This window comes from Acidobacteriota bacterium (genome assembly GCA_039683095.1).
Classification (GTDB): domain Bacteria; phylum Acidobacteriota; class Aminicenantia; order Aminicenantales; family Saccharicenantaceae; genus RBG-16-66-30.
The window spans coordinates 48368-74888 of the sequence record JBDKSB010000001.1 but is presented as its reverse complement, the minus strand read 5'-3'; the positions used below and the strand labels follow the sequence as shown (position 1 = coordinate 74888).

Below are 26521 nucleotides of genomic sequence, written 5' to 3'. Positions count from 1 at the left end.
CCGTGCAGGGGCAGCCCCTTTCCGGAAAATCCTTTACAGGCCGTACTTGGCGATGATCTCCTGCTTGGTCTTGCCCAGGATGTCGAACTTCTTGCCCACCTTGGCGAACGCGGCCAGGGCCTTGTCGAGGTGGTGGATCTCGTGGCCGGCCGAGATCTGGGTCCTGATCCGGGCCTGGCCCTGGGCGACGACCGGGAAGAAGAAGCCGATGGCGTAGATTCCCTCGTCGTAGAGCGCCTGGGAGACGTCCTGGGCCAGCTTGGCGTTGAAGAGCATGACCGGGATGATCGGCGTATCCCCTTCCTTGAGGACGAACCCGGCCTCGGTCAGGCCCTTGCGCCAGTAGGCGGCGTTGCGCTCGAGCTTGTCGCGCCGCTCGGTCGAGCCGGTGATCAGGTCCATGACCCTGAGGACGCCCTCGACGACGACCGGGGCGATGGTGTTCGAGAAGAGGTACGGCCGGGCCCGCTGCCGGCACATCTCGACCAGCTCGCGCCGGCCGCTGACGCAGCCCCCGGACGCCCCGCCGAGGGCCTTGCCGAAGGTCGTGGTGATGACGTCGATCTTGCCGACGACGCCGCAGCGCTCGTGCGTCCCCCGGCCCGTCTTGCCGATGAAGCCGGTGGCGTGCGAGTCGTCGACGAGGAGCATGGCGTCGTGCTTCTCGCAGAGGCGGGCCATCTCGTCGAGCTTGGCCGCGTCGCCGTCCATGGAGAAGACGCCGTCGGTGACGACCAGCTTGAAGCGCTTGTCGGCGTGGAGCTGGAGCTTCTCCTCGAGGTGCTCCATGTCGGAGTGCTTGATCGTGTCGTGCATGGCGCTGCAGAGGCGGATGCCGTCGACGAGCGAGGCGTGGACGAGGCGGTCGGAGATGATGACGTCGTCCTTGGTCAGGATGGCCTCGAAGACGCCGGCGTTGGCGTCCATGCAGGACGGGAAGAGGAGCGTGTCCTCGGTCCCGAGGAACGCGGTCAGCTTGTTCTCGAGCTCGCGGTGGATGTCCTGGGTGCCGCAGATGAAGCGGACCGAGGACATGCCGTAGCCGCGCGACTCGAGCCCTTCGTGCGCCGCCTTGATGACCTCGGGGTGGCTCGACAGCCCCAGGTAGTTGTTGGCGCACATGTTGATGACCTTCCTGAGGGGGGAGCCGGCCGGGAACTCGACCTCGATGTCGGCCGCCTGGGGCGAATGGATGAGGCGTTCCCGCTTGAACAGCCCGGCGTCCTCGATGCCCTTGAGCGTGGCCTTATAGGCGCCGCGGACCTTGTCGCTGTAGGCCATGGTCCCCTCCTCTTAGCCCTTCTTGGCCATGAAGCGCTCGACCAGGGCGGCGATCCTGTTGACCGAGTCGAAGGCCTCGGGCGTGGCCTCGTCGTCCGGGATGGCGATCTGGTACTTGTTCTCGAGGAAACGCTTCAGCGAGACCATCGAGAACGAGTCGACGATGCCGCCCGAGATGAGCGGCGTGTCGTAGGTCAGCGGCTCGCTGTCGTCCTCGAGGTACTCCTTGGTGACATAATTGAGCACGATGTCCTTGAGTTCGTCTGCCATAGGAATGCTCCTTATCTTATAGTGGGGGACGCGTACCGGATTCCGGAGAATTCGGAACATGTCCCCATGGGTCAGTCGTTCTCGAGCGTCGAGGTGTCGCCGATCTCCTCGCCCCATTCCTTGGCGTGGAGGAGCCGGCGCATGATCTTGCCGCTCCGCGTCTTCGGGAGCGAGGGGATGAACTCGATCTCCTGGGGCATGGCCAGGGGCGAGAGCTTCTTGCGGATGAAGTTCATGATCTCGAGGTCGAGGTCCTGGCTGGCCGTGAAGCCGGGCTTGAGGGTGACGAAGGCCTTGACCACCTCGAGGTTGATGGGGTCGGGCTTGCTGACGACGGCCGACTCGGCCACGGCCGGGTGCTCGAGCAGGGCCGACTCGACCTCGAACGGGCTGACCAGGTGGCCGGCCGTGTTGATGATGTCGTCGTCGCGGCCGGCGAACCAGAAGTAGCCGTCGGCGTCGAGCTTGGACCGGTCGCCGGTGATGTACCAGCCGTTGCGGAACTTCTTCTGGAAGGCCTCGGGGTTGTTCCAGTAGGTCCGCATCCGCGAGGGCCAGTCGAACTTGAGGGCCACCAGGCCGATCTTGCCGTGGGTCTGGCAGGGCTCGTTCCTGACCGGGTCGAGCACGGTCCCGGTTATGCCGGGGAAGGGCTTGCCCATCGAGCCCGGCCGGACCTCCATGCCCGGGTAGTTGCTGATGACGATCGAGCCCGTCTCGGTCTGCCAGTAGGTGTCGTAGAACGGCTTGCCGAAGACCCGCTGGGACCAGACGACGGCCTCGGAGTTGAGCGGCTCGCCGACGCTGGCCAGGTGGCGGAGGGAGGAGAGATCGTGCTTCTTGACGATCTCGTCGCCGGCCTTCATCAGCGAGCGGATGGCCGTCGGCGCCGAGTACCACATCGTCACCTTGCGCTTCTCGATCCACTTGTACCAGGCTTCGGCCGAGAACCCGGCGTCGAGGACGCACTGGGTGACGCCCAGGGCGAAGGGGGCGATGATGCCGTAGGAGGTGCCGGTGACCCAGCCGGGGTCGGCCGTGCACCAGTAGATGTCGTCGTCCCGCAGGTCGAGGACCCACTTGGCCGTCAGGTACTGGGAGATGAGCGAATAGTGGACGTGCTTGACGCCCTTGGGCATGCCCGTCGTGCCCGAGGTGTAGTGCAGGACCGAAGGCGATTCGGCCGTCGTCGGGTGGACGTCGAAATGCTCGACCGGGGCGGCCTTCTCGAGGGAGAAGGCGACCTCGCGGTCCTTGAGCGGGGCGCCGTCGTGGTCGACGATGATGATGTGGCGCAGGTGCGGCAGCTTGTCGAGGATCTTGCGGACCTTGGGGGCGTGCTTCTTCTGGGTGATGACGGCCGATGTCTCGGCGTTGGACAGGCGGACGAGGAGCGACTCGTCGCCGAAGGCCGAGAAAAGCGGCTGGGCGATGGCCCCGGTCTTGAGGATGCCCAGGAAGCCCAGGTAGAGCTCGGGGACGCGGTCCATGAACAGGCAGACCCGCTCCTCGGGCTTGATCCCCAGGCCGCGGAGGAAGACGGCGATGGTGTTGCTGGCCAGCCGGATGTCGTTGTAGGTGTAGGTCTTCTCGACGCCGGTGAAGCCCTCCCAGTGGAGGGCGACCTTGCCGGCCTGGCCCAGCCGGCAGATGCGGTCGGTGCAGTACCAGCCGATGTTGATGACGTCGCCGGGCTTGTAGCCCAGCTCCTTCTCGGCGATCGACCAGCTGAAGTCCTTGATCCGTTCGTCGTAGGAGCCGATGTTCGACATGCGCGCTTTGTCTCCCTTCCGGGTTATGGGGCTTTCTTCTCGAGGATGACGACGGCCGAGGCGACATCCTTGATGTGGGTGAGCGAGACCTCCATGACGCCGATGCCGTGGGCTTCGCAGAACTCCCTGACCTTGCCGTGGACGAAGAGCTCGGGCTTGCCCTGGGGATTGTCGATGACCTCGATCTCGATGAACTTGTGGCCGCCGGACCAGCCCGTGCCCATGGCCTTGAGGAAGGACTCCTTGGCGGCGAAGCGGGCGGCGAAGTGCTGGGCGGGATAGTGCTTGGACTCGCAGTAGGCGATCTCGGCCGGGGTGAAAAGCTTGGCCTTGAGGTTCTCGGTCCGGAGGAGCTTGTCCTCGATCCGTCGGACTTCGATGATGTCCGTTCCCGCCCCGAAGATCAACGCGCGATGTGCCTTTCCACGTTCTTTCGAAACGACGGCCTGTATTATAAATGAGGCCGGGGAAATGTCAAAGCCGGCCGGGATCGGCCCGGGAGATCAGTAATTCTCGGCCAGGAGCTCGTAGTACGCCTGGGGATGGTGGCAGGCCGGGCACTCGGCCGGGGCTTCCGGGCCCTCGTGGACGTAGCCGCAGTTGGTGCAGTGCCACTTCACGGGCGCGGGCCGCTTGAAGACCTGTCCGGCCCCGACGTTGGCGGCCAGCTTGCGGTAGCGCTTCTCGTGGAACTCCTCCACTTCGGCGATCTCCTTGAAGGAGGCCGCGATCTCCGGGAAGCCCTCGGCCCGGGCCGTGGCCTCGAAACGGGCGTAGAGATCGCTCCATTCCTCCCTCTCGCCGGCCGCGGCCGCCTCGAGGTTGGCCCTGGTGTCCCCGATCACGCCGGCCGGGTAGGCGGCGGTGATCTCGACGGCGCCCCCCTGCAGGTGCTTGAAGAAGACCTTGGCGTGCTCCCGCTCGTTCTCGGCGGTCTCCAGGAAGATGTTGGCGATCTGCTCGAATCCCGCCTTGCGGGCGGCGCTGGCGAAATAGGTATAGCGGTTGCGGGCCTGCGATTCCCCGGCGAACGACTTCAACAGGTTCTTCTCGGTCTCGGTGCCATGGATCGATCTGGCCATTCTTCGTCCCTCCTTTTTCCCGATTTTTCAAGAGGGGGTCAAACCTGCTTATTGCTCCTTATTGAGCAAGAAGCAGGTTTGACCCTTTCCGGGTTCTTACTTCTTCGGATAGGCCGGTTTGGGAGCGAACTTGAGCGGGTTCGCCTGAATCTTCTCGAGCATGACGGCGATGGCCTTCTCCATCTGGGGATCGCGGCCGGCCATGACCGAGCCGGGGTCGTTGTCGACCAGGATGTCCGGGTCGGCGCCGTGGTTCTCGACCCACCACTTCCCCTCCTTGCCGTAGAAGGCGTTGTTCGACTGCTCGACGGTGCCGTTATCGATGGTCACCTGCTGGTTGAGGATGCCGACCAGGCCTCCCCAGGACGGGACGCCGACGACTGTCCCCAGCTTGCGCGCCTTGAAATGCTCGATGAAGGCCTCGCCGTCCGAGCCGTTGTTCTCGTTGGAGATGACGACGTAGTTGCCGTTGCCCGCCGAGCCGGGGTAGCGGAACGGGACCATGTTGCGGAGGTTGTTGTAGGCGACCAGCTGGCGCTCGAGCTTGTCGATGAGGAAGTACTCGGTCCAGCCGCCGGAGTTGCGGCGGACGTCGATGATGACGCCCTCCTTGTAGCGGAAGGCCCGCCAGTACTTGTCGAACTCGCCGATGCCGCCTCCGCCCATGGCGTTGATGTGCATGTAGCCGACGCAGCCGTTCGTGGCCTTGTCGACGGCCTTGATGTTGTCGTCGATCCAGCGGAAGTAGCGCATTTGCTGGTCGCTGCGGACAGGCTCGACCTCGTAGGTCTTGGCGCCGTCCGGGACCGGCCGGGCGTTGACCGTGATCTTGATCTTCCGGCCGGGCGTCGTCTGGAGCAGCTTGAAATAATCGTCGCCGGCCTTGAGCGGGGTGCCGGCGATGGCCAGCAGGTAATCGCCTTCCTTGACGGCGACGTCCGGCCGGACGAGCGGTCCGGGCAGGCTGCGATTGATGTCGGTCGGCCCATAGATCCTGGCCAGCTTGTAGAGGCCGGTCGCCCTATCGGGGACCAGGTCGGCCCCGAGCAGGCCGGTGAAGAGGGGCGAGGACGGCGCGGCGCCCGGGCCGTAATCGCCGCCGCCGACGTAGGTGTGTGACACGCACAGCTCGCCGACCATCTGGGACAGGACCCAGTTGAGCTCGCCGCGCGACGAGAGGTCGGGGATGTAGGCCCGGTACTTCTCGCCCATGGCCTTCCAGTCGCGGCCGTGGAAGCCGGCGTCGTAGAAGAAGTCGCGGTACCAGCGCCAGGCGTCGTCGAAGATCTGGCGCCATTCCTTCCGGACATCGACCGTGTAAACGAGGCCGCCCAGGTTGAGCTTGTCGCCGGCCGACTTGGAGGCGAAGGCCTTGTCCACGGCCGTCGTGTAGAGGTCGCTCTCGCGGCGGACCAGCAGCCGCTCGCCGCTCGCCGAGAGCGAGAATTCGCGGACCTTGTCGGCCAGGGTCGCGTCCTTGCGGCTGGCCATGTCGAAGATGTGGAGCGTCCACTGGGTCGCGCCGTACTTGTTCTTGAAGATGTCCTCGTACTCGCCCTCGGTGAACTCGTCGATCGAGGCCCAGAGGACCTTGCCCTTGCCGGCCTTGAGCCAGAAATAGTTGCCGGCCGGGACGGGCAGCGGGTACGTCCGCCCGATCAGGCCGTCCGCGTCGACGCGGAAGGGCACGGGCGCGGGTGCGGCCTTGTCCTCGGCCTTCTCGCCCGGCTCGCCGGCGAACGGCGGCGCCTCGCCGTCGCGCAGCTGGACGGCCATGACCTGCTGGGGCGCGGCGATGACGTGGTTGTCCTCGTAGAAATCCATCCGCAGGTCGAAGCTCCGGCTGGAGACGTAGTAGAGGTACCGGCCGTCGGCGTCGAAGGCCGGGTAGAGGTTGTCGTAGAAGTCGGTCGTGGCCGCGACCTTCTTGCCCGTTTCGATGTTGTAGAGGAAGATCTGGCTGTTGCGGTTGGCCTGGACGAAGCTGTAGGCGATCCATCTGGAGTCGGGCGACCAGGTGTAATCGGCCATCTCCCAGACGAACTCGTCGTTCTTCATCTGGTTGGAGGAATCGACCTTGACCAGCTTCTTCGTGACCAGGTCGACATAGAAGATGGCATAGTCCTTGTCGCCGAAGAGGATCTTGCGGCCGTCGGGCGACCAGGCCAGCCGGTAGACGGTCCGGTCGAGGGTCGTCGTGACCGGGGTCCAGTCGCCGCCGGCGGCGGGCTGGGTGTAGAGCTGGTAGTCGCCGGTCTTGTCGCTGAAGAAGGCGACCGTCTTGCCGTCGGGCGACAGGGCCGGGTAGGTCTCGCGCGTGCCCGGCGTCGCGGACAGGTTCTCGGCCGGGGCGGAGCCGGCCGGGACGCGGAAAACGTCGCCGCGGGCCTCCAGTACGACCGTCGCGCCGTCGTTGGCCAGATTGGCCGTATGGAGGTAGTCGCGCGGGTTGATGACCCGGTCGCGGAGGGCCCAGCGGTCCGACGGCACCCGGACGGCGATCCGGGTGTCCTGGCCGGAGGCGATATCGAGGACGTGGAGGCGGCCGTCCTGGACATAGACGATGGACCGGCCGTCCGTCTGCGGCATCATGACGTCGAAGTCGTCGTACTTGGTGACCTGGACCGCGTCCTTGGCGCCCAGCTTCTGGGTGTAGATGTTGGCGATGCCGCTGGTCCGGTCGGAGACGAAGTACATCACGCCGCCGGCCCACATCGGGTAGCTGTTCTTGCCGACGTAATCCGTGACCGGCGCGTAGGTCCTGGCCGAGGCGTCGTAGAGCCAGATGTCCTGGTACTGGCCGCCCTTGTAGCGCTTCCAATAATATTCCTCGCTGCCGCGGCGGCAGTACAGGAACTGGTGCTTCTCCGGGATGAAGCTGACGAGGACGCCCCGGTCGAGCGGCAGGCGCGCCGGTGCGCCGCCCTTGACCGAAACGGAGTAGAGGTTCGGGTCGCGGCCGACGACGTTCTCGAACATCGACCGGAAGACGACCTCGGAGCCGTCGGGCGTCCAGGCGACGACGGCGGCCCCGCCCGGATTGTAGGTCAGGCGGACGGGCGCGCCGCCCTCGGCCGGCATGAGGTAGACGGCCGCGGCGCCGTCGTATGACGCCGTGAAGGCGATCCACTTGCCGTCGGGCGAGAGCTTGGCGAAGCTCTCCGTCCCCGGGAAGGTCGTCAGGCGCGAGGCCAGCCCGCCCTGGGCGCTCACGGTCCAGAGGTCGGACTCGTAGGTGAAGACGATCTGGCCGCCGTTGATGGTCGGATAGGTGAAGAACCGGCCTTCGTCGGCCGCGAGGACCGCGGTCGCGAGAAGGCACAGGACAAGCGCCGCTGTCAGGGTCTTTTTCATCGATGCCTCCTTGAACGCCGGGCGGAGCCGCCTCGACGTGACAGCTCCAGAGTACGTGTTCCGGCCGGCTAAATCAAGGCCGGGTCAGATAGCGCCGAGACGGCGCCCGACTTTGCGGAACTTGTCCAGGGCGAAGGCGATCTGGTCCGGGCTGTGGGCGGCGCTGATCTGGACGCGGATGCGCGACTTGCCAACCGGCACGACCGGGTAGCTGAAGCCGATGACGTAGACGCCTTCGTCGAGCAGGGCGTTGGCGAAGTCCTGGGCCAGGCGGGCGTCGTCCGGCAGGTGGCCGAAGAGGACGGGCACGATCGGATGGATGCCCGGGACGATGCGAAAGCCGGCCTCCTCCATGCCCTGGCGGAAGAGCCGGGTGTTCGACATCAGCCGCTCGCGGAGCTCGGCCGACTCGCCCAGGATCTTGAGGACCTCGACCGTGGCCCCGGCGATGGCCGGCGAGAGCGAGTTGGAGAAGAGATAGGGCCGGGAGCGCTGGCGCAGGAGCTCGACGATCTCGCGCCGGCCGGCGACGCAGCCGCCGGAGGCCCCTCCCAGGGCCTTGCCGAAGGTCGTGACGATCATGTCGACGCGTCCCATGCAGCCGCGGTACTCGTGGGTGCCGCGGCCGGCCGGGCCGATGAAGCCCGTGGCGTGCGAGTCGTCGACGAGGACGAGGGCCTCGTAGCGGTCGGCCAGGTCGCAGATCTTGTCGATCTGGGCGATGATGCCGTCCATGGAGAAGACGCCGTCGGTGACGATGAGCTTGAACCTGGCCTCGCGGGCCTCGATCAGTTGGTCCTCGAGGTCGGCCATGTCGTTGTTGCGGTAGACGAACCGCTTGGCCTTGGCCAGCCGGACGCCGTCGATGATCGAGGCGTGGTTGAGCTCGTCGGAGACGATGGCGCAGGTCTCGTCGAGGAGGGGCTCGAAGACGCCGCCGTTGGCGTCGAAGGCCGATGAATAGAGGATGGCGTCGTCCATGCCCAGGAACTCGGCCAGGCGGCCCTCGAGCTCCTTGTGGACGCGCTGGGTGCCGCAGATGAAGCGGACCGAGGCCAGGCCGAAGCCCCAGCGGAAGAAGGCCAGGTTGGCCGCGGCCATGACCCGGGGCTCGTTGCAGAGGCCGAGGTAGTTGTTGGCGCAGAAGTTGAGGACCTCGTCCCCGGCTTCGGTGCGGATCTTGACGCCCTGGGGCGCGGCCAGGACCCGTTCATTCTTATAAAGCCCGCGCTCGCGGATCTTGTCGAGCTCGGCGGTCAGATGGTCTTTGAATCGTCCATACATGATGCTATTTCCTTCCAAAACGCGGGAATATTATACAGGACGGGGGAACGGCGCGAAACAGGCGGACGAACGGGACGGCGACAGTTGGCCGGCCCCGTCAGGCCCGGTGCACCAGCGTCGTCGAGGCCTGGGCCGTGGGCATGATCACGATCTCGCTGACGTCGACGTGCGGCGGCCGCGTGGCGCACCAGACCGCGGCGTCGGCGATGTCGTCCGGGCCGAGCGGCTTGAACCCCTGGTAGACCTTGGCCGCCCGCCCGGCGTCGCCGTGGAAGCGGACCAGGCTGAACTCCGTCTCGACCATGCCCGGGGCGATCTCGCTGACCCGCAGGGGCGTGCCGTTGAGGTCGAGCCGCATGGCGTTCGACAGGGCCTTGACGGCGAACTTGGTGGCGCAATAAACGTTGCCGCCGGGATAGGTCTCGCGGCCGGCGATCGAGCCGATGTTGATGACGTGGCCGCGGCCGCGCTCGATCATGCCCGGGACGACGGCCCGGCTGACGTAGAGAAGGCCCTTGACGTTGGCGTCGATCATCTCCTCCCAGTCCTCGACCAGGCCGGCCGGGAGCTTGTCCATGCCCCGGCTCAGCCCGGCGTTGTTGACCAGGACCTCGATGGCCCGCCATTCCTCGGGCAGGCCGGCGACGGCCTTGTCGACGGCGGCCCGGTCGCGCACGTCGAGGCGGAAGGCGCGGGCGGCGGCCCCGTGCTCGCGCTCGAGCGCCCGGGCCAGCTTTTCGATCCGCTCGAGCCGGCGGGCGCACATCAGGACCTTCGCGCCCTGAGCCGCAAAGGCCCTGGCCGCGGATTCGCCGATCCCGGAGCTCGCGCCGGTCACGAATACGATCTTATCCTTGAGAGAAAGCATAGGGTGACTCCTCCGGACGATCCCTGCCTCGGGGCGGGAGATCAAGCATAGGAGCCCCGCGTCCCCAAGTCAAGCCCGCCGGGGTCAGGGATGCAATGCCGATTTCACGTCTTTCGCCGGCGCGCCCGTTCGCCGATCTCCCGCGGGCCGAAATCAGGAAACGCGTATCATGTCCCGCCTTTTCTATATGGGGAGAAATGGCGAAACGGGTATCATGTCCCCCATTTCAATTTTGTGTTATACATGAGGCATGGCAGAGAGACCCTCGCCTCTCAAGACATGGCTTATTGCCGGCAGGCCGTGGTCGTTCCCGGCCTCGACCATGCCGGTCGCTTTCGGAACGGCCCTGGGCGCGGTCGCCGGGGGCGCCCGCTTCTCCCCGTTCCGCTTCCTCTGGGCCCTGGCCACCATGGTGGTCCTCCACGCGGCGGCCAACGTGCTCAGCGACGTCTACGATTTCCGGCACGGCCTCGACCGCGACGTGACGCCGGTCAGCGGGGCCGTCGTCCGCGGCTGGATCACCGACCGGCAGGCCCGGCGCGGGGCGGCCTTCCTTTTCGCCGCCGGCTCCGTCTCGGGCCTGCTAATCGCCTGGCAGACCGGCAAGGCCCTGTTCGCGGTCGGCGGCTTAGGCGTGGCCGTCGGCGTCGCTTACACCCTGCTCAAGGCCAGGGCCCTCGGCGACCTGGCGGTTTTCCTGGACTTCGGCCTGCTCGGCGGCGCCGGCGCATGGATAGTCCAGACCGGATCGTTCTCCTGGCTGCCCGTGCTCTGGACCGTGCCCATGGCCCTGCTGGTCATCGCCATCCTCCACGCCAACAACTGGCGCGACGCCGTCTCGGACGGCGAGCGCCGCGTTCGGACCGTCGCGGGATTCCTCGGCGATCGGGGCTCGCTCGCCTACTACGGCGTCCTGATCTTCGCCCCGTTCCTGATCGACCTGGCGCTCGTCGCCGTGCCCCGCCTGGCCCCCGGCCGGCTGCGCCCCATGCCCTGGACGTTCCTCCTCGTGCTGCTCGCCCTGCCGAGCGCGCTTCGTCTCTGGGGCCGGGCCGTGCGCCGGTCGGCTCCGCGCCGGCCCCTGGATTTCGTCATCCTCGACGGGGCGACCGCCGATCATAACCTGGTCTTCGGCCTGCTCAGCACGGCCGCCGTCATCCTCGAAGGCATGCTGAGGCTTGGATGAGCGACGGGACCAGGCGCAAGGACTCTCTCCTCGTCGGCGCGATGGGAGCGCTGGCGGCGACCCTGTTCATCGCCCTGTTCCGGCTCCGGCGCCTGGGCCCGCTCGATTTCTGGTCCTGGATGACCCTGAACATCGTTCTGCTGGTCGTCCTCGCCCTCCTCCTCGACAAAGGTTTTGCCGGACGGCTCCGGCAGGACGTCCGCTCCGGCCTCGGCCGGAAGCTGGCCATCGGGGCGGTTTCCTCCGCGGCCCTCTACGTCCTCTTCGTCATCGGCCGGGACCTGGCCCTGCGCCTGTTCTCTTTCGCCGAGGCCAGTATCGCGAACATCTACGCCCTGAAGTCCGGCTCTTCGAGCTGGCGCGTCGCGCTGCTCCTCGGGCTCATCATCGGGCCCGGCGAGGAGCTCTTCTGGCGGGGCTTTTTCCAGGAACGGGCGGCCGCCACGACCTGCCCCAGCTACGGTTTCGCCCTGACCGCGATGCTCTACACCGCCGTCCACCTGGCCTACGGGAACCTCATGCTGGTGCTGGCCGCCGCGGTCTGCGGCGTCTTCTGGGGCTGGCTCTACATGCGCTTCCGCTCGCCCCTCCTGAACGTCGTCAGCCACACGGCCTGGGACCTGGCGGTCTTCCTGCTCTTCCCGTTCTTCCGGTTCCTATAAAGAGCGGGAGGTCTCAGCGGGCGGCGTGCTCGAACAGGATCTTGACGCCGATGGCGATCAGGATGAGCCCGCCGGCGAGCTCGGCCCGCTTGCCCACGAGACGGCCCAGGACCGGACCCAGCCTGGCGCCGACGAGGGTCATGACGAAGCTGGTCATCCCGATGACGATGGCGGGATAGAGGATGCCCGTGCGGACGACCCCGAGGCTGAGGCCCACGGCCAGCGCGTCTATGCTCGTCGCCAGCGCCAGGACGAGCAGCCGCGTGCCCCGGGTCTGGTCGGGCCGGCAGGCCTTCTCCTCGTCGCTCATCGCGAACGACTCGTAGATCATCCGGCCGCCGATCAGGGCCAGCAGCCCGAACGCCACCCAGTGGTCGAAGCTCCTGATCAGCCCGAGGGCCCGTTCCCCGGCGAACCAGCCGATCACGGGCATGAGGAACTGGAAGCCGCCGAAAAAGGCCCCCATCCGGACGGCCTGCTTCGCCGTCAGCCCTTGGCCGCCGCAGGCCATCCCCATGGTGATGGCGAAGCAATCCATGGCCAGGGCCACGGCTATTCCCAGGATGAAGACGAAAGCCATAGGTTCTCTCCGAACGGCCCATTATAGCAGAGGAGCCGGGCAAAGAGGGACGGACCCCGACGGTCCCTTTGCGGCCGGTCCATGCTATAATAGATGATTCCGACGGTCCTATGGCGACGACAGACAGCATCATCCTCAGAGGGGTCCGGGTCCACAACCTGAAGGGGATCGATCTGGACATCCCCCTCAACCAGCTCATCGTGGTCACCGGCGTCAGCGGCTCGGGCAAATCCTCCCTGGCCTTCGACACCCTCTACGCCGAAGGCCAGCGGCGCTACCTCGAATCGCTGTCGTCCTACGCCCGCCAGTTCCTCGAGCGCATGGACAAGCCCGACGCCGACCTCATCGACGGCATCCCGCCCGCCGTGGCCATCCAGCAGAGGGGCGCGGCCAAGAATCCCCGCTCGACGGTGGCCACGGTCACCGAGATCTACGACTTCCTGCGCGTCCTGTTCGCCCGCATCGGCACGGTCCACTGCCCCCGGTGCGGCCGGCCCGTGGTCCGCGACACCATCGACGGCATCATCGCCGATCTCGCGGCCGAACCCGCCGGCACCCGGGCCCTGGTGACGTTCGCCTGGCCCCGCGACAAGGGCCTGGCCGCCCTCCGGAAGGACGGCTTCACCCGGGCCGTAGCCGGAGGCCAGGTGGTCGACCTCGACGCCGTCCCCAAGACCGACGCCGACGTCGACGTCCTCGTCGACCGCATCACCCTCGGCGTCGACGAGCGCGAGCGCCTGGCCGACTCGCTCGAGACCGGCCTCAAGAGGGGCGACGGCCGCGTCCTCGTCCGGACCGGGTCCGGCCGCGAATACCGGTTCTCCGACAAGCTCGAGTGCCGCGTCTGCCGCCTGCCCGCCGAGGACCCCTACCCCAACCTTTTCTCCTTCAACACCCCCCACGGGGCCTGCCCTGAGTGCCACGGCTGCGGCGACCTGGCCGTCATCGACGAGGACAAGGTCATCCCCGACCCGTCCAAGTCGCTCGAGCAGGGGGCCGTCGAGCCCTGGACCAAGCCCCAATCCAGGGGCATGCAGAAGGAGCTCCTGGCCGAGGCCCGGCGCCGCAAGATCCCTACCAACATCCCCTTCCGGGACCTCAAGCCCAAGGACCAGCGCTTCGTCCTTGACGGCGGCGACGGCTACTACGGGGTCAAGGGCTTCTTCGACTGGCTGCAGTCCAAGAAGTACAAGGTCCAGGTCCGCGTCCTCCTCAGCCGCTACCGGAAATACGTCCCCTGCCCGGCCTGCGCCAAGACCCGGCTCAACCCCCGGGCCCTGGGCGTCCGCGTCAACGGGCTCAACATCGGCGAGATCGTCCGCCTGACCGTGGCCGAGGCCCTGGCCTTCTTCGACCGCCTCGAGCTCCGGCCCTACGAGCGCCAGGTGGCCGAGAAGCTCGTCCAGGAGATCCGCGGCCGCCTGCGCTTCCTCATGGAGGTCGGTCTCGACTACATCACCCTGGACCGCATGACCTTCACCCTGAGCGGCGGCGAAGCCCAGCGCATCAGCCTGGCCGCGGCCCTCAGCGCCTCGCTCGTCGGGACGCTCTTCGTCCTCGACGAGCCCTCGATCGGCCTCCACCCCCGCGACAACCACCGCCTGGTCCGGATCCTGAAGTCGCTGCGCGACATCGGCAACACGGTCGTCGTCGTCGAGCACGACCCGGACATCGTCCGGGCCGCCGAGCACGTCGTCGACATGGGCCCGCGGGCCGGCGAGGCCGGCGGCGAGGTCGTCTTCGCCGGGCCATGGGCGGCCTTCCTCCGCGACCGCGGCTCCCTGACCTCCCAATACATCCGCGGCGAGAAGGTCGTGCCGCTGCCGCCGTCGCGGCGCGCGGCCAAGGCCTTCCTCGAGATCCGCGACGCCCACAAGCACAACCTCAAGCACATCGACGTCCGCATCCCGCTCGGCGTCTTCACCTGCGTCACCGGCGTCTCCGGCTCGGGCAAGAGCAGCCTGATCCAGGACGTCCTCTACGAGGGCCTCGAGGGCTCGTCCGAGAACGGCTTCGCCGAGATCCGGGGCCGGGACAAGATCGCCAAGGTCCTCATGGTCGACCAGTCGCCGCTGAGCGCGTCGCCGCGCTCCATCCCGGCCACCTACACCAAGGCCATGGACGGCATCCGCGACCTCTTCAGCGCCACCCGCGAGGCCAAGCTCATGGGCTTCCGGCCGGGCGACTTCTCCTTCAACACGGCCGGCGGCCGGTGCGAGGAATGCAAGGGCGCCGGGGTCCAGGTCGTCGAGATGCAGTTCCTGTCCGACGTCAGCCTGCTCTGCGACGCCTGCAAGGGCAAGCGGTTCAAGAACGAGATCCTCGACGTCCGCTGGAACGGCAAGAACATCGACGAGGTCCTCGGCTTGAGCGTCACCGAGGCCTGCCTGTTCTTCGCCGGACGCCCCGAGATCACGAGGAAGCTCTATCCGCTGGTCGAGGTCGGGCTCGGCTATCTCAAGCTCGGCCAATCGACGACGACGCTCTCGGGCGGCGAGCTGCAGCGCATCAAGCTGGCCTACCACCTCGTCCACGAGAAGGGCAAGAAGATCCTCTACCTCTTCGACGAGCCGACCATCGGCCTCCACCCCAACGATGTCGCCGTCCTGCTGCGCTCGTTCCAGAGGCTGGTGGCCGAGGGCCACACCGTTGTCGTCATCGAGCACAACCTCGACGTCATCAAGAGCGCCGACCACGTCATCGACCTCGGTCCCGAGGGCGGAGAGGCCGGGGGGCGGATCGTGGCCCAGGGAACGCCCGAGAAGGTCGCCCAGGCCGCCGGCTCGGTCACGGCCGTCTATCTGCAGGAAGCCCTCAAACGGGCCAACGGCGGGAAGCCGGTCCGGACCGGGCGGCGAAAGAGCGCTTGAACGAAGCCTGAGCCCCCCGCCGGGGCCGCGGCATCACGTCAGCAAAACCGTTCATTATCGGGTCCACAAAATGTTACCGACTGTCCATTATGTGTTCATTTATTGAACTGCATAGCCGATTAAGGCCATAAATAGCTATAATAAATATAGATGCGACGCCCTAGGCTGTCTAATGTGTTCATTTTTTATACTTTTTGTTGATACCCACTTCGTCTGCATGATATCCGCTACTTGTTTTATATCTTTCGTTTAACATAATTCCACGGTCCTGGCACCGTTCTTGCCAATAATAAGGGCGTGAACGAAGGAAAAGGAGCGGCGCCAATGAAAGCCAAGATCGCCATCTTCGCCCTCGCGGCCTGCCTTGTCGCGGCCGTGCCCGCCCGCGCATCCGACGACTCGGAAGCCACCTGGGACGTGATCGTGCCGACGACCCTCACCCCCTCGACGATGATGCTGCCGACGCCCCTGCCGGCGCCGGCGCCTACGACCCTCGAGGTCCTGTCCATCGAGCCGGTGCCGCTCGCGGCGGACATGACGATCGCGCCGCGCCTGCCCTCGTTGCAGCCGGCCTACCGGCCCGGCAAGGCCCTCTTCGAGGCCAACCTGATCATCATGCTCGGTCTCAACGTCGCCGACTACGTCTCGACCCGCCAGGCCCTGAAATACCCGGGCCTGGTCGAGACCAACCCGCTGATGCGGCCATTCGTCAAGGACCCGGCCGCCTTCGCCGCGATCAAGTTCGGGACGACGGCCCTGTCCTACGTCAGCATGAAGGTCCTGTTCAAAAGGAACCGGACCATGGCCTGGATCATGACCACGGCCAGCAACGTCCTCCTGTCCTACGTCGTGGCCAACAACTACCGCCAGATCCAGATGGCCAGGGCCCGTTGAGGAGCCGGCCGGCCGTGAACGTCTATCTCCAGCGCTATCTGGGGCTCAACGAGGAGGGCGCATTCCCCTCCCCCGCCGGCTTCCCGACCCTGAAGGCCCTGGAGCGGGACTACATCGGCTTCCTGCTCGACATCACCGACCAGAACCGGGCCGAGGTCTCCCGCATCCTGGCCATCTCGCGCTCGACCCTCTACCACAAGATCAGCCGCTACGGCATCGGCGCCGGCCAGCCCGCGCCCTGAGGCCTCAGAACCACTTCCGCTTGCGGAAGAACGCGATCATCCCTCCGACCGAGGCGACGATCGCCGCCCAGACGAGGAGATAGCCCCACCGCCAGCCGATCTCCGGCATGTTCGGGAAGTTCATCCCGTAGACCCCGACGATGAAGGTGATGGGGATGAAGATCGTCGAGATGATGGTCAGGACCTTCATGACCTCGTTCATGCGGTTGGAGACGGACGAGAGGTACGTCTCGACCATGCTGGACAGGATCTCCCGGAAGGACTCGACGGTGTCGATGACCTGGATGGCGTGGTCGTAGACGTCGCGCAGGAAGACGCCCGTCGACTTGCGGATGAAGGGCGTCTCCATCCGCTCCAGGGCGCTGACGACTTCCCGGAGGGGCCAGACCGACTTCCTCAGCTCGATCATCTCGCGCTTGAGGGCGTGGATCTCGTGGAGCATCTCCCGGCGCGGCGCTTCGACGAGGACCTCCTCCAGGGCGTCGATCCGCTCGCCGAGCTTCTCCAGGACGAAGAAATAGTTGTCGACGACCGCGTCGACGATGGCGTAGGCCAGATAATCCGGACCGAGCTTGCGGATGCGTCCCTTGCCGCCGCGGATCCGTTCGCGCACCAGGTCGAGGCAGTCGCCCGGCGTCTCCTGGAACGAGAGGACATAGTTCGGCCCGAGGATGAGGCTGAGCTGGTCGGCCGTCAGGTCCGCCCCGTCCTTGTCGCATTCGATCATGCGCAGGACGACGAACACGGCGTTCCCCAGGTCCTCCGCCTTGGGCCTCTGGGTCGTGGTCATGATGTCCTCGAGGACCAGCGGGTGGATGTCGAACTTCGCGCCCAGCTTCTCGATGACCGAGGCGTCCCGGACCCCGTCGACGTTGATCCAGGTCACGGTCGAGGTCTCCTTGAAGGGGAAGCACTCGTCGACGACGGCCGCCTGCTTCTCGAGGAAGCCCGAGCCGTCGTAGTCGATGACCGTGATCCGGGGCGGCCGGGGCTCCTTGTCGCCGATGTACATCAGGGTACCGGGCGAGAGTCCCGCCTTCTCCGATCGCTTGATCTCGTCGCTGGTCATGCCGTGCTCCTTGCGGACGTTTCCCCAAGGATAGACCGATGGGGCGCGATTTTCCAGCTGTGAAAAAAACCGTCCCCGGGGGCCGCCGGCCCGCGCGCCGCCCTTCGCCCGGGAGGGGCCGTGTCCCGCCCGGATCCGCCGCCCGGCTACTTCAGCCGCGACCCGACGGCGGCCCAATCGACCGCCTTGAAGAAGGCCTCGATGTAATCGGCCCGCTTCAGGCCGTAATCGAGCATGAAGGCGTGCTCGAAGACGTCCATGATCAGGAGCGGCGCGCACCCGGCCGGGTGGCCGGCGTCGTGCTCGTTGATCCAGAAGTTGATCAGCCGGCCGTTGGCGTTGTCCTCGTAGAGCGCGACCCAGCCGATGCCGCGCATGGCGCCCGCGGCCCGGAAGTCCTTCTCCCAGGACTCGATGTCGCCGTACTGCTCGACGATCCCGCGGGCGAGCCGGCTCGCCGGGTCGAGCGGGGCCTTGCCCCCGAGGTTTCCGAAGTACAGCTCGTGCAGCCGCATGCCGTCGAACTCCCAGCCCAGGCGGCGCTTGAGCTCGGCGTATTCGGGCATGCCTGTCTTGCCGTCCTTGGCCATCAGGCCGAGGATGTCCAGGACCTTGTTGGTGTTGGCGACATAGCCCTGGTAGAGCGCAAAGTGGTTCTTCAGGAGCGTGTCGCTGAAACCGGGCGTGCCCAGGAGCCGGGCGAAGTCCTTCGGCGTATAGTTCATGATCGTCCCTCCTTTTTCCGCCCGAATCCTAGCAGATTTGTAGGAATCAAGCAAGGCGCCGACGGAGGGAGCTCACTTCGCGGCCGGCTTCTCCTCACCGTCCGGCCCGCCCGCCAGCCCGACCTTGGCCCGGATCTCCTCCTCGAGCTCGTCGGCCAGCTTCGTGTTCTCCTTGAGGAGCTTCTTGACGTTCTCCCGCCCCTGGCCGAGCCGCTCGCCCTTGTAGGAATACCAGGTCCCGGTCTTCTCCAGGAGGCCGAGGTCGAAACCGGTGTCGACCAGGTCGCCTTCCTTGGAGATGCCCTCGCCGAAAATGATGTCGAACTGGGCCTCGCGGAAGGGCGGGGCCATCTTGTTCTTGACGATCTTGACCTTGGCCCGGTTGCCGACGACGCTTTCGCCGTCCTTGATGATGGACAGCCGGCGGACGTCGATCCGGAGGGAGGCGTAGAACTTGAGGGCCCGGCCGCCGGTCGTCGTCTCGGGGTTGCCGATGAAGACGCCGATCTTCTCCCTGATCTGGTTGATGAAGATGAAGCAGGTCTTGGAGCGGGCCACGATGGCCGTCAGCTTGCGCAGGGCCTGGGACATCAGCCGGGCCTGGAGCCCCATGTGGGCGTCGCCCATCTCGCCCTCGAGCTCGGCCTTGGGGACGAGGGCGGCCACGGAGTCGACGACGATGACGTCGACCGCGCCGCTGCGGACCAGGACCTCGGCGATCTCCAGGGCCTGCTCGCCGAAGTCCGGCTGGGAGATGAGGAGGTTGTCGATGTCGATCCCGATCTTGGCGGCGTACTCGGGCGACAGGGCGTGCTCGGCGTCGATGAAGGCCGCCTGGCCGCCCCGCTTCTGGGCCTCGGCGATGACGTGGAGGGCCAGGGTCGTCTTGCCCGTGGCCTCGGGACCGTAGATCTCGATTACCCGGCCGCGGGGGAAGCCGCCGATGCCCAGGGCCAGGTCGAAGGAGATCGAGCCGGTCGGGATGGCCTCGATGGCCACTGCCGCGCCCTTCTGGCCGAGCTTCATGATCGTGCCCTTGCCGAACTGCTTCTCGATCTGCGACAGCGCGGCGTCGATCGCCTTATGGCGCGAGGCCTGCTTCTCGTCGATCTCGGCGTTCTTGACCTGGTCCGGCTCGCGCGTGTCCTTTTTCACCATGTCGGCTCGCTCCTTTTCCGTCTCTTTCTTGGCCATCGTGTCCCTTTCGTGCTCTCAGAGTTTACCCGGATTGCTCCGGGGTTTCAACCCGGGGCGATCGCCTGGGCCGCTCACAAGCCAAGGCGGCTGCGGATGCAAGGCGTCGAAGGGCGAAGCTGTACTCGGAGCGCTGCGCGCCCTCTGCAGCGAAGCGGATGCGGCCGGACCGGCTTGCCCGCAGGGTGAAACGCCGGTCTCGGTCTTGTTGATCCGTGGAGAAGGCCGGCGCTTTCATGAATCGTGGTCATCGCGGGAGGCCGTTGAACATCAGGTCGTAGTCGTCGATCAGCCCCTGGTCGGCGAAGCTGAAGTAGCGGTTGTGGCCGATGATGATGTGGTCGAGGACCTTGATCTGGACCACCCGGGCGGCGAAGACGAGGTCCCGGGTGACCTCCCGGTCGCAGAGCGAAGGCTCCGGATCGCCGGAGGGGTGGTTGTGGGCGAAGATGAGGGCCGAAGCCTCGTAGCGCAGGGCGTCCCGGATGACCTCCCGCGGGTAGACGGCGCTCGAGTCGACCGTGCCCTCGAACAGGGTCCTCTCCTCGATGACCTGGTTCTTGGGGTCGAGGAAGATGACCTTGAAGCGCTCTGTCTTGAGGTCGCGCAGGGCGTGGCAGAGGTAATCATGGACCTCCTGGGAGGAGTGGCAGACCGGCCGGCTCATCATCCTGTCCTTGAGGAAGCGACGGGAGACCTCGTGGATGAGCTTGAGGCCGAAGACGTTCCGGGCCCCGATGCCCGGGATGCGCTGGAGGTCCTCCGGCCGGGCCTCGAGGACGCCGCCGAAGGTCTTGAATTCCCGGAGGGCCTCGCGGGCCGGCTTCTTGCAGTCCCGCCGCGGCGTCCCCAGGGTCAGCAGCAGCTCGACGATCTCGTAGTCCAGGAAGGCCGCCAGCCCGCCGTTGAGGAACTTCTGGCGCAGGCGGTCCCGGTGCCCGGCCCCGTCGGGGGCAGGATCGTCCGGCCTGTCCGGCCCGCTCGCCTGGTCGCTCATGACGTCCCTGTTATAAGGGACGACGCAGAGGCCGATTTAATCGCACGATCGACAAAGTGGGAGAGCGCCCGAAACCGCAGTCCTGCTAGTCCTTATACAGGAGGTCGATCAGCGGCTTGAAGACCTTCTCGACGATGTGACGCTTGACCTTGAGCGACGGCGTCATCTCGGTGTCGGGGTCGAAGTCGTGGTCGAGCAGGACGATCTTCTTGATCCGTTCGTAGGAGGCCAGGTTGGGCGTAGCCCGGTTGACCTCGGCCAGCATGAAGCTCCGGATCTCCTCGCGCTCGACCAGCTCCTTGCGGCCGGCGAAGGGGATGCCCTGGGCCCTGGCATAAGCTTCGAGCTTGTCGAATTTCGGCACGATCAGGGCCGAGATGAACTTCCGGCCGCCGCCGACCACGACCGCCGTCTCGATGTAGGGATTGGTCTTGAGCAGGTTCTCGATCGGCTGCGGGGCGACGTTCTTGCCGCCGGCCGTGACCAGGATGTCCTTCTTCCGGTCGGTGACGACCAGCAGCCCGTCCTCGTCGATATGGCCGATGTCGCCCGTCTTGAACCAGCCGTCCTGGAAGGCCTCGCGCGTCTCCTGCTCCCTCTTGTAGTAGCCCTTCATGACGTTGGGGCCCTTGGCCCAGATCTCTCCGTCCGGGGCGATCTTGATCTCGACGGTTGGGACCGGCGGTCCGACCGTCCCGAATTTCATCCTGTCGAACGTGTTGCAGGCCAGGACGGGCGAGGTCTCGGTCAGGCCGTAGCCCTCGAGGATGGTGATGCCGATGGCGTAGAAGAACTCGGCCACGTCGGCCGACAGGGGCGCGCCCCCGGAGACGAAGAAATGGACCCGGCCGCCGGTCTTCTCGATGATCTTGCCGTAGACAAGCTTGGCCGCGATGCCGCGCCGCACCTCGAGCCCCCACGGGATCGACCGGTGGCGGATCTGGCGGGCCCCGTACTTCTTGCCGACGCCGACGGCCCAAAAGAAGATCTTGCGCTTGAGGGCCGATCCCTCCAGGACGTTGTCCATGACCTTGGCGTAGATCTTGTCGAAGACCCGGGGGACGCTGATCATGATCGTCGGCCGGACCTCGAGCAGGTTCTCGCCCACGGTCTCGATGCTCTCGGCGTAATAGATCGCGGCGCCCTTGTAGAGGAAGGAGAAGGTCGTCATCCGCTCGAGGACGTGGGACAGCGGCAGGAAGGACAGGATCGTGTCCTTGTCGCTGAAGTCCGTCACCGCGTCCAGGGACTTCGTGTTGGCCACGAAATTGGCGTGGGTCAGCATGGCGCCCTTGGGGATGCCCGTCGTCCCCGACGTGTAGATGATCGAAGCCACGTCGGCGGGCTTGATGGCCAGGGCCCGCTTCTCGAACAGCCCCGGGTCGGCGGCTTCGACGGTCTTGCCCCGGGCCGCGATCTCCGACAGGCTGAGAACGCCCTCAGGGCCCTCCTCGTCCATGAGGACAAAGTGCCGGACCTTGGGAAGCCCGGACCGGACGGCCTCGACCTTGAGCCAGAGATTCCGATTGGAGCAGACCACGATCTTCGCGTCCGAATCGTTGATCATGTACTTGATCTGCTCCGGCATGAGCGAGGTGTAGATGGGCACGGTGATCGCTCCGGCGCAGAGGGCGGCCATGTCCGTGATCGTCCATTCGGGGCGGTTCTCGGAGAGAAGGATCAGCTTGTCGCCGGCGCCCAGGCCGAGATCGGCCAGCCCCAGGGACAGGTGCCGGACCCGGCGGCCGTACTCTTCGGTCGAGATCGGGACGTATTCCCCGTCGATCTTGGCAGCCAGGAGATCGGGCCGGACGTGCGTCTTGAGCGTGTTGAGAAAAAGCTGGCTGAGGGTTTCGACCATCGGGATTCTCCTTCCTGTCGGATGCGGACTCTATTCTATGCTCCGGCCGGGGGCTGTCAAACGAAAAGTCCGTCCCGGCCTTCGTGGCGGAGGAGCCATTCCTTCCGCCACAGGCCGCCGCCGTAGCCCGTCAGGCGGCCGTCGCTGCCGACCACCCGGTGGCAGGGGACGATGATCGAGACGGGGTTGCTGTGGTTGGCCCCGCCGACGGCCCGGCCCGCCGCGGGCCGGCCGACGGCCGCGGCCAAGGCCCCGTAGGTCGTCGTCCGGCCGTATTCGACCTGGAGGAGCTTGGACCAGACCATTTTCTGAAAGTCGGTCCCGCGAAGATCGAGCTTGACGGTGAAAACCTTGCGGTCGCCCCGGAAATAGCCTTCGAGCTGGGCCAGGGCGGCGGCGAGCGGGGCGGGCAGCCGTCCACCGGCCCGGCGGTCGTTCTTTTCTTCTTTGATGTCGACGAAGCTCAGGCCGGAAACCCCGGCGTCCGTGCCCACGACCTCGATCGTTCCGATGGGCGATTCATAACGGGCCCTATAAGCGTCGGATTCGGGCATAGCCGCCTCCTTCCTTATAACAATAATACTTTCCGGCCGGACCTTCAATCCCGCCGGGGGGGCCGGACGGAAAACGGGGACGCCGGTCCCCCGGCCGCGTTGACGGGGCCGGCGCCGTGTGCTAAAAGCGGGGAAGACGATCGAGGTGAGCTCATGAACGGAAACATCCCGGCCCTGGCGGTCTCCGGACGTACCCTTCCGGAAGCCTGGGAAAAGGCCGTCCTGGCCTGTTGGAATGAGGGCGTCCCCATCCAGACCGAGTACGACAAGCCCGGCGACCCGCCCAGCCGGGACTGCACCATGCTCTGGACGGTCGAGGACCCCTTCGCCGAGCCGCGCATCCACCGGGCCTTCCCGGGCGGCCTGGAGGACCTCGAGATCTACCGCCAGGAGGTCGTCGACGGCATCCACGACCATTGGATCTCGCCGGAAGAGGGCAAGTGGACCTACACCTACCACAAGCGGCTCTTCGCCTACGACATCGAGGGCCGGACGATCGACCAGATCGCCGCGGCCGTCGACCGGCTGTCGCGGACGGGCCACACCCGCCGGGCCCAGGCCATCACCTGGAATCCCAAGCTCGACGCGCCGACCGAGGATCCGCCCTGCCTGCAGCGGCTCTGGTTCCGCATGCTCGAGGACGACCGGGGAGAGCTCGTCCTCAACATGAACGCCCATTGGCGGTCCCGCGACGCCTACAAGGCCGCCTACATGAACGTCTTCGCCCTGACCGACCTCCAGCGCGTCGTGGCCGGCCGCGTCGCCGCGAAGGCCGGGCGAGCCGTCCGGGTCGGCCGCTACGCCGACCTGGTCGACAGCTTTCACATCTACGGCTCGTACTTCCGCGAGTTCGAGGGCTTCCTGAAGATGGTCGAGAGACGTTCGTTCGGGGACCGGACCTGGCCCAGCGCCTACGCCGAGCCCATGTTCGAGGAAGCCCGCGAGCGCCTGCGTCAGGAACGGGAAGCGGGGAAATGAACGCGGCGGCGACGCTCCGGATCATGATCCTGCCGGCCTGCGCGCTCGTCGCCGCGGCCCTGGCCGCGTGGTCCCTGGCCGGGGGGCGCAAAAGGCTCCATTACGCCGCCAAGCCGCTGGCCACGGGGCTGATCATCGCCGTGGCCGCTCTCGCCCCGGCTCCCGCCCCGGCGGCCTACAAGGTCCTCATCCTGGCCGGGCTGGCCTGCTCGCTCCTGGGGGACATCGCCCTGATGTTCCCCGGCAAGTGGTTCACGGCCGGGCTGGCAGCCTTCCTGGCCGCCCAAGCCCTGTATGTCCTGGCCTTCAGGCCGGAACCGGGGCAGCCGGTCCCGGCGGCGGTCTTCCTGTCCTTCGTCCTCTATGGCCTGCTGATGTTTTTCCTTCTGGCCCCCGGGCTCGGCCCGATGAAGCTGCCGGTCCTCGTTTACGTCGGGGCGATCACGACCATGGCCGGGTTCGCGGCCGGCCGGTTCGTCTATCGGGGCGGCACGAAACCGCTCCTGGCCTTCGCCGGGGCCGTGCTCTTCCTGGTTTCCGACTCGGTCCTGGCCTATGACAAGTTCGGCAAGAAGGTCCCGGCCGCCCGGGTCATCATCCTCGGAACGTATTTCCCCGCCCAGCTCCTGATCGCGCTTTCGATCTGAGCCGTCCCGCGGCCCGCGTCGTTTGCCCCCTGTGCTTCCCGCCGTCGAGGCCCGGGGATCAGCCTTTGGCCAGGAGCCAGACGATCACCAGGGCGCTGAGGGCCAGCCGGTACCAGGCGAAGGGACGGAGGGAATGGCGGCCGACGAAACCCATGAAGAAGCGGATGGCCAGGATCCCGCTGGCCAGGGCGGCGACGAATCCCACTGCCAGAACGGCCCAGTCGGCCCCGCCGGCGGCGCCGATCTCGAGCCCCTTCTTGACCGCCGCGCCGAAGACCGTCGGGATGGATAGAAGGAACGAGAAGCGGGCCGCGTCCGTCCGGGTCAGCTTCCGGCCCATGCCGGCCGCCATGGTGATGCCCGAGCGGGAGACGCCGGGGATGAAGGCCACGGCCTGGGCGGCGCCGATGGCCGCCGCGTCCGCGGCCGTCATCCCGGCCAGCGTCTTCGTCTTCGCGGCGAACCGTTCGGCGGCGAAGAAGAGCCCGGCCACCAAGGCCAGGGCGGCGGCCACAACGGCCGGCCGGCGCAGGACGGCGCCGATGAAGGATTCGAGCAGGTAGCCGACGGCGACGGCCGGAACCATCGCCAGCAGGATGAGCCAGGGCAGGCGCTGGTCCGGATCGTTCCTCAGGTCGCGGCGGGACAGGCTGGCGAAGAAGCCCCGGACGAGGCGGACGATGTCCCGGCGGAAATAGACGACCAGGGCGACAAGCGTCGCCAGGTGCATCGCGACGTCGAAGAGGACGTTGTCGAAGAAATCGAATTTGAGGATGTCGTGGATGAGCACCAGGTGCCCGGAGCTCGAAACGGGCAGGAACTCCGTCAGGCCCTGGATGACGCCGGCCAGAAGCGAATAAAGGTAATCCATGGGAAGCGGTCAGACGGAAGCGGGCGGGACCTGGGGGATGCCGGCGGCCGGACGGCCGCCCAGGAACCAGTCGCGGGAGTCCCGCCCGAGGAGACCGGCCAGGGCGACGAGACCGATGATCGTGCCGACCGGGACGGCGGCGAGATAGAGTACGGACAGGACGATGCCCGCGATCCGGGCCCAGGGCCGGCCCTTGGCGATCCCGGCCGCGACAACGAGGGCGATGATGCCGAAAGCGGCGAAGATCGCGGCCAGGATGATCCCGGTCGCGCCGAGCAGGACGTTGCCCAGGAGCGCGGCCCGCTCCGTGCCCCAGCCGATGAAGACGGCGCCGGCGAAGAAGATGAAGAGGAGGAGGGCCGCCGCGGCGAAATCGAGCCCCGCGGCGACGATGAACGCGATCCTGGTCGTCTTGATGCTGTTCGGCATGTCCCGGATCCTCCTGTTCTCGGGCTCATTTTACCCGATGCGCCGGGCCGAAACAAATGTATAATGGTGCCGGAGCTGGCCATGGACAGGATCATCCGCATCAATCCCCTGCTCGAAGCCCTGCGGTCCGCGCCGGAACGGGTCAACAAGGTCTTCGTCCAGGAGGAGCGGGGCCACGCCCGGCTCGGCGAGGTCATCCGGGAAGCCAAGACCCGGCGCGTGCCCGTGGTCTTCGTGCCCGCCCGGCGGCTGGACCAGATCGCGCCCGGCCATCAGGGCGTCATGGCCGAGGTCGCGCCCAAGGGCTACGCCTCCCTGGAGGACATCCTGGCCCGTTCTCCCAAGCCTTTCGTCGTCATCCTCGACGAGGTTGAGGACCCGCAGAACCTGGGGGCCATCGTCCGCAGCGCCGAGGGAGCCGGGGCCGACGGCCTGATCCTGCCGGAGCGCCGCTCGGCCGGGCTGACGGAGACGGTCGATACGGTCTCGGCCGGCGCCCTCGAGCACCTCCTCGTGGCCCGGGTGCCGAACCTGGTCCGGGCCATGGAGGAGCTCAAGGACAAGGGCCTGTGGCTCGTCGGGGCGGAGGGCTCGGGGGACGAGCCCTGGTACTCCTTCGACTACACCGGGCCGGTCGGCATCGTCCTCGGCTCGGAGGGCAGGGGCCTCCGTCCCCTGGTCCGCCGGACCTGCGACAAGGTCCTGGCCATCCCCCTGACAGGCAAGGTGAACTCCCTGAACGTGGCCGCCGCCGCGGCCGTTTTCTTCTTCGAGGTCGTCCGCCAGCGCCGGGGCGGCGTCCTTGACTTAGCCCCCCGGCGGCCATAGAATAGCCCCGTTATCCTAACCTG

Annotated in this window: 25 protein-coding genes; 8 read left to right on the top strand and 17 right to left on the bottom strand. The window is 66.7% G+C overall.

Translation table 11 applies throughout. From position 1 onward, the window contains the following. Positions 1 to 33: 33 nt before the first annotated feature. The 8 genes from ABFD52_00385 to ABFD52_00350 all read right to left on the bottom strand — a co-directional run bounded on the left by ABFD52_00385 (position 34) and on the right by ABFD52_00350 (position 9911). Positions 34 to 1281 (bottom strand): glycine C-acetyltransferase, encoded by a 1248-nt coding sequence (locus ABFD52_00385; protein ID MEN6559217.1) that lies wholly within the window; start codon positions 1279 to 1281, stop codon positions 34 to 36. 12 nt (positions 1282 to 1293) lie between these two features. Beyond that, positions 1294 to 1551: an acyl carrier protein gene (locus ABFD52_00380; protein MEN6559216.1), complete on the bottom strand. Its 258-nt coding sequence runs from the start codon at positions 1549 to 1551 to the stop codon at positions 1294 to 1296. A gap of 71 nt (positions 1552 to 1622) precedes the next feature. Continuing rightward, positions 1623 to 3323, bottom strand: coding sequence for an acetate--CoA ligase (gene acsA, locus ABFD52_00375; protein ID MEN6559215.1), 1701 nt, complete (start codon positions 3321 to 3323; stop codon positions 1623 to 1625). A gap of 23 nt (positions 3324 to 3346) precedes the next feature. Next, the gene (gene acpS / locus ABFD52_00370; protein MEN6559214.1) at positions 3347 to 3730 is read right to left on the bottom strand and encodes a holo-ACP synthase; all 384 of its coding nucleotides are present in this window, start codon (positions 3728 to 3730) and stop codon (positions 3347 to 3349) included. Positions 3731 to 3826: 96 nt separating this feature from the next. After that, positions 3827 to 4405, bottom strand: a complete 579-nt coding sequence (gene rbr, locus ABFD52_00365; protein ID MEN6559213.1) for a rubrerythrin — start codon at positions 4403 to 4405, stop codon at positions 3827 to 3829. 96 nt (positions 4406 to 4501) lie between these two features. Beyond that, positions 4502 to 7759: a S41 family peptidase gene (locus ABFD52_00360; GenBank protein ID MEN6559212.1), complete on the bottom strand. Its 3258-nt coding sequence runs from the start codon at positions 7757 to 7759 to the stop codon at positions 4502 to 4504. Between the two features lie 84 nt (positions 7760 to 7843). Beyond that, positions 7844 to 9043 (bottom strand): glycine C-acetyltransferase, encoded by a 1200-nt coding sequence (locus tag ABFD52_00355; protein MEN6559211.1) that lies wholly within the window; start codon positions 9041 to 9043, stop codon positions 7844 to 7846. 97 nt (positions 9044 to 9140) lie between these two features. Beyond that, on the bottom strand, positions 9141 to 9911 hold the full coding sequence (locus tag ABFD52_00350; protein MEN6559210.1) for an SDR family NAD(P)-dependent oxidoreductase: 771 nt from the start codon (positions 9909 to 9911) through the stop codon (positions 9141 to 9143). A 250-nt stretch (positions 9912 to 10161) separates the two neighbouring features. Here ABFD52_00350 and ABFD52_00345 point away from each other — a divergent pair, with 250 nt between their 5' ends. Further along, positions 10162 to 11097: a prenyltransferase gene (locus ABFD52_00345; GenBank protein MEN6559209.1), complete on the top strand. Its 936-nt coding sequence runs from the start codon at positions 10162 to 10164 to the stop codon at positions 11095 to 11097. Then, entirely contained in the window at positions 11094 to 11759 is a 666-nt protein-coding gene (locus ABFD52_00340; GenBank protein MEN6559208.1) for a type II CAAX endopeptidase family protein, read from the top strand. Before ABFD52_00345 ends, ABFD52_00340 begins: the two co-directional genes overlap by 4 nt. Positions 11760 to 11772: 13 nt before the next feature. On the opposite strand, the gene ABFD52_00335 is transcribed toward ABFD52_00340, so the two are convergent. Beyond that, on the bottom strand, positions 11773 to 12339 hold the full coding sequence (locus ABFD52_00335; GenBank protein ID MEN6559207.1) for a manganese efflux pump MntP family protein: 567 nt from the start codon (positions 12337 to 12339) through the stop codon (positions 11773 to 11775). A 110-nt stretch (positions 12340 to 12449) separates the two neighbouring features. Here ABFD52_00335 and uvrA point away from each other — a divergent pair, with 110 nt between their 5' ends. The 3 genes from uvrA to ABFD52_00320 all read left to right on the top strand — a co-directional run bounded on the left by uvrA (position 12450) and on the right by ABFD52_00320 (position 16345). Further along, entirely contained in the window at positions 12450 to 15209 is a 2760-nt protein-coding gene (gene uvrA, locus ABFD52_00330; protein MEN6559206.1) for an excinuclease ABC subunit UvrA, read from the top strand. Positions 15210 to 15533: 324 nt separating this feature from the next. Further along, positions 15534 to 16103: a DUF5658 family protein gene (locus ABFD52_00325; protein ID MEN6559205.1), complete on the top strand. Its 570-nt coding sequence runs from the start codon at positions 15534 to 15536 to the stop codon at positions 16101 to 16103. A 14-nt stretch (positions 16104 to 16117) separates the two neighbouring features. Then, the gene (locus ABFD52_00320) at positions 16118 to 16345 is read left to right on the top strand and encodes a helix-turn-helix domain-containing protein (GenBank protein MEN6559204.1); all 228 of its coding nucleotides are present in this window, start codon (positions 16118 to 16120) and stop codon (positions 16343 to 16345) included. A 4-nt stretch (positions 16346 to 16349) separates the two neighbouring features. On the opposite strand, the gene corA is transcribed toward ABFD52_00320, so the two are convergent. The 6 genes from corA to ABFD52_00290 form a co-directional block, all read right to left on the bottom strand. Further along, on the bottom strand, positions 16350 to 17414 hold the full coding sequence (gene corA, locus ABFD52_00315; protein MEN6559203.1) for a magnesium/cobalt transporter CorA: 1065 nt from the start codon (positions 17412 to 17414) through the stop codon (positions 16350 to 16352). Between the two features lie 146 nt (positions 17415 to 17560). Then, on the bottom strand, positions 17561 to 18139 hold the full coding sequence (locus ABFD52_00310) for a Fe-Mn family superoxide dismutase (GenBank protein ID MEN6559202.1): 579 nt from the start codon (positions 18137 to 18139) through the stop codon (positions 17561 to 17563). Between the two features lie 72 nt (positions 18140 to 18211). After that, positions 18212 to 19333: a recombinase RecA gene (recA, locus tag ABFD52_00305; protein ID MEN6559201.1), complete on the bottom strand. Its 1122-nt coding sequence runs from the start codon at positions 19331 to 19333 to the stop codon at positions 18212 to 18214. Positions 19334 to 19580: 247 nt separating this feature from the next. After that, entirely contained in the window at positions 19581 to 20330 is a 750-nt protein-coding gene (radC, locus tag ABFD52_00300; GenBank protein ID MEN6559200.1) for a DNA repair protein RadC, read from the bottom strand. Positions 20331 to 20415: 85 nt separating this feature from the next. Then, positions 20416 to 22191 carry a long-chain fatty acid--CoA ligase gene (locus ABFD52_00295; GenBank protein MEN6559199.1) on the bottom strand — a complete coding sequence of 592 codons (1776 nt, stop codon included), beginning with the start codon at positions 22189 to 22191 and terminating at the stop codon, positions 20416 to 20418. A gap of 56 nt (positions 22192 to 22247) precedes the next feature. Continuing rightward, a complete protein-coding gene (locus ABFD52_00290; GenBank protein ID MEN6559198.1) occupies positions 22248 to 22745 on the bottom strand; it encodes a methylated-DNA--[protein]-cysteine S-methyltransferase in 498 nt (165 codons plus the stop codon). A 153-nt stretch (positions 22746 to 22898) separates the two neighbouring features. On the opposite strand from ABFD52_00290, the gene ABFD52_00285 reads away from it, so the two are divergent. Continuing rightward, complete coding sequence (locus tag ABFD52_00285) at positions 22899 to 23723, top strand: thymidylate synthase (GenBank protein ID MEN6559197.1); 825 nt, start codon at positions 22899 to 22901, stop codon at positions 23721 to 23723. Beyond that, complete coding sequence (locus ABFD52_00280) at positions 23720 to 24370, top strand: lysoplasmalogenase (protein MEN6559196.1); 651 nt, start codon at positions 23720 to 23722, stop codon at positions 24368 to 24370. Before ABFD52_00285 ends, ABFD52_00280 begins: the two co-directional genes overlap by 4 nt. Positions 24371 to 24428: 58 nt before the next feature. On the opposite strand, the gene ABFD52_00275 is transcribed toward ABFD52_00280, so the two are convergent. Then, positions 24429 to 25241 carry an undecaprenyl-diphosphate phosphatase gene (locus tag ABFD52_00275; protein MEN6559195.1) on the bottom strand — a complete coding sequence of 271 codons (813 nt, stop codon included), beginning with the start codon at positions 25239 to 25241 and terminating at the stop codon, positions 24429 to 24431. A 9-nt stretch (positions 25242 to 25250) separates the two neighbouring features. Then, entirely contained in the window at positions 25251 to 25670 is a 420-nt protein-coding gene (locus ABFD52_00270) for a hypothetical protein (GenBank protein MEN6559194.1), read from the bottom strand. 81 nt (positions 25671 to 25751) lie between these two features. On the opposite strand from ABFD52_00270, the gene rlmB reads away from it, so the two are divergent. Next, entirely contained in the window at positions 25752 to 26498 is a 747-nt protein-coding gene (gene rlmB, locus ABFD52_00265) for a 23S rRNA (guanosine(2251)-2'-O)-methyltransferase RlmB (protein ID MEN6559193.1), read from the top strand. Positions 26499 to 26521: the final 23 nt, after the last annotated feature.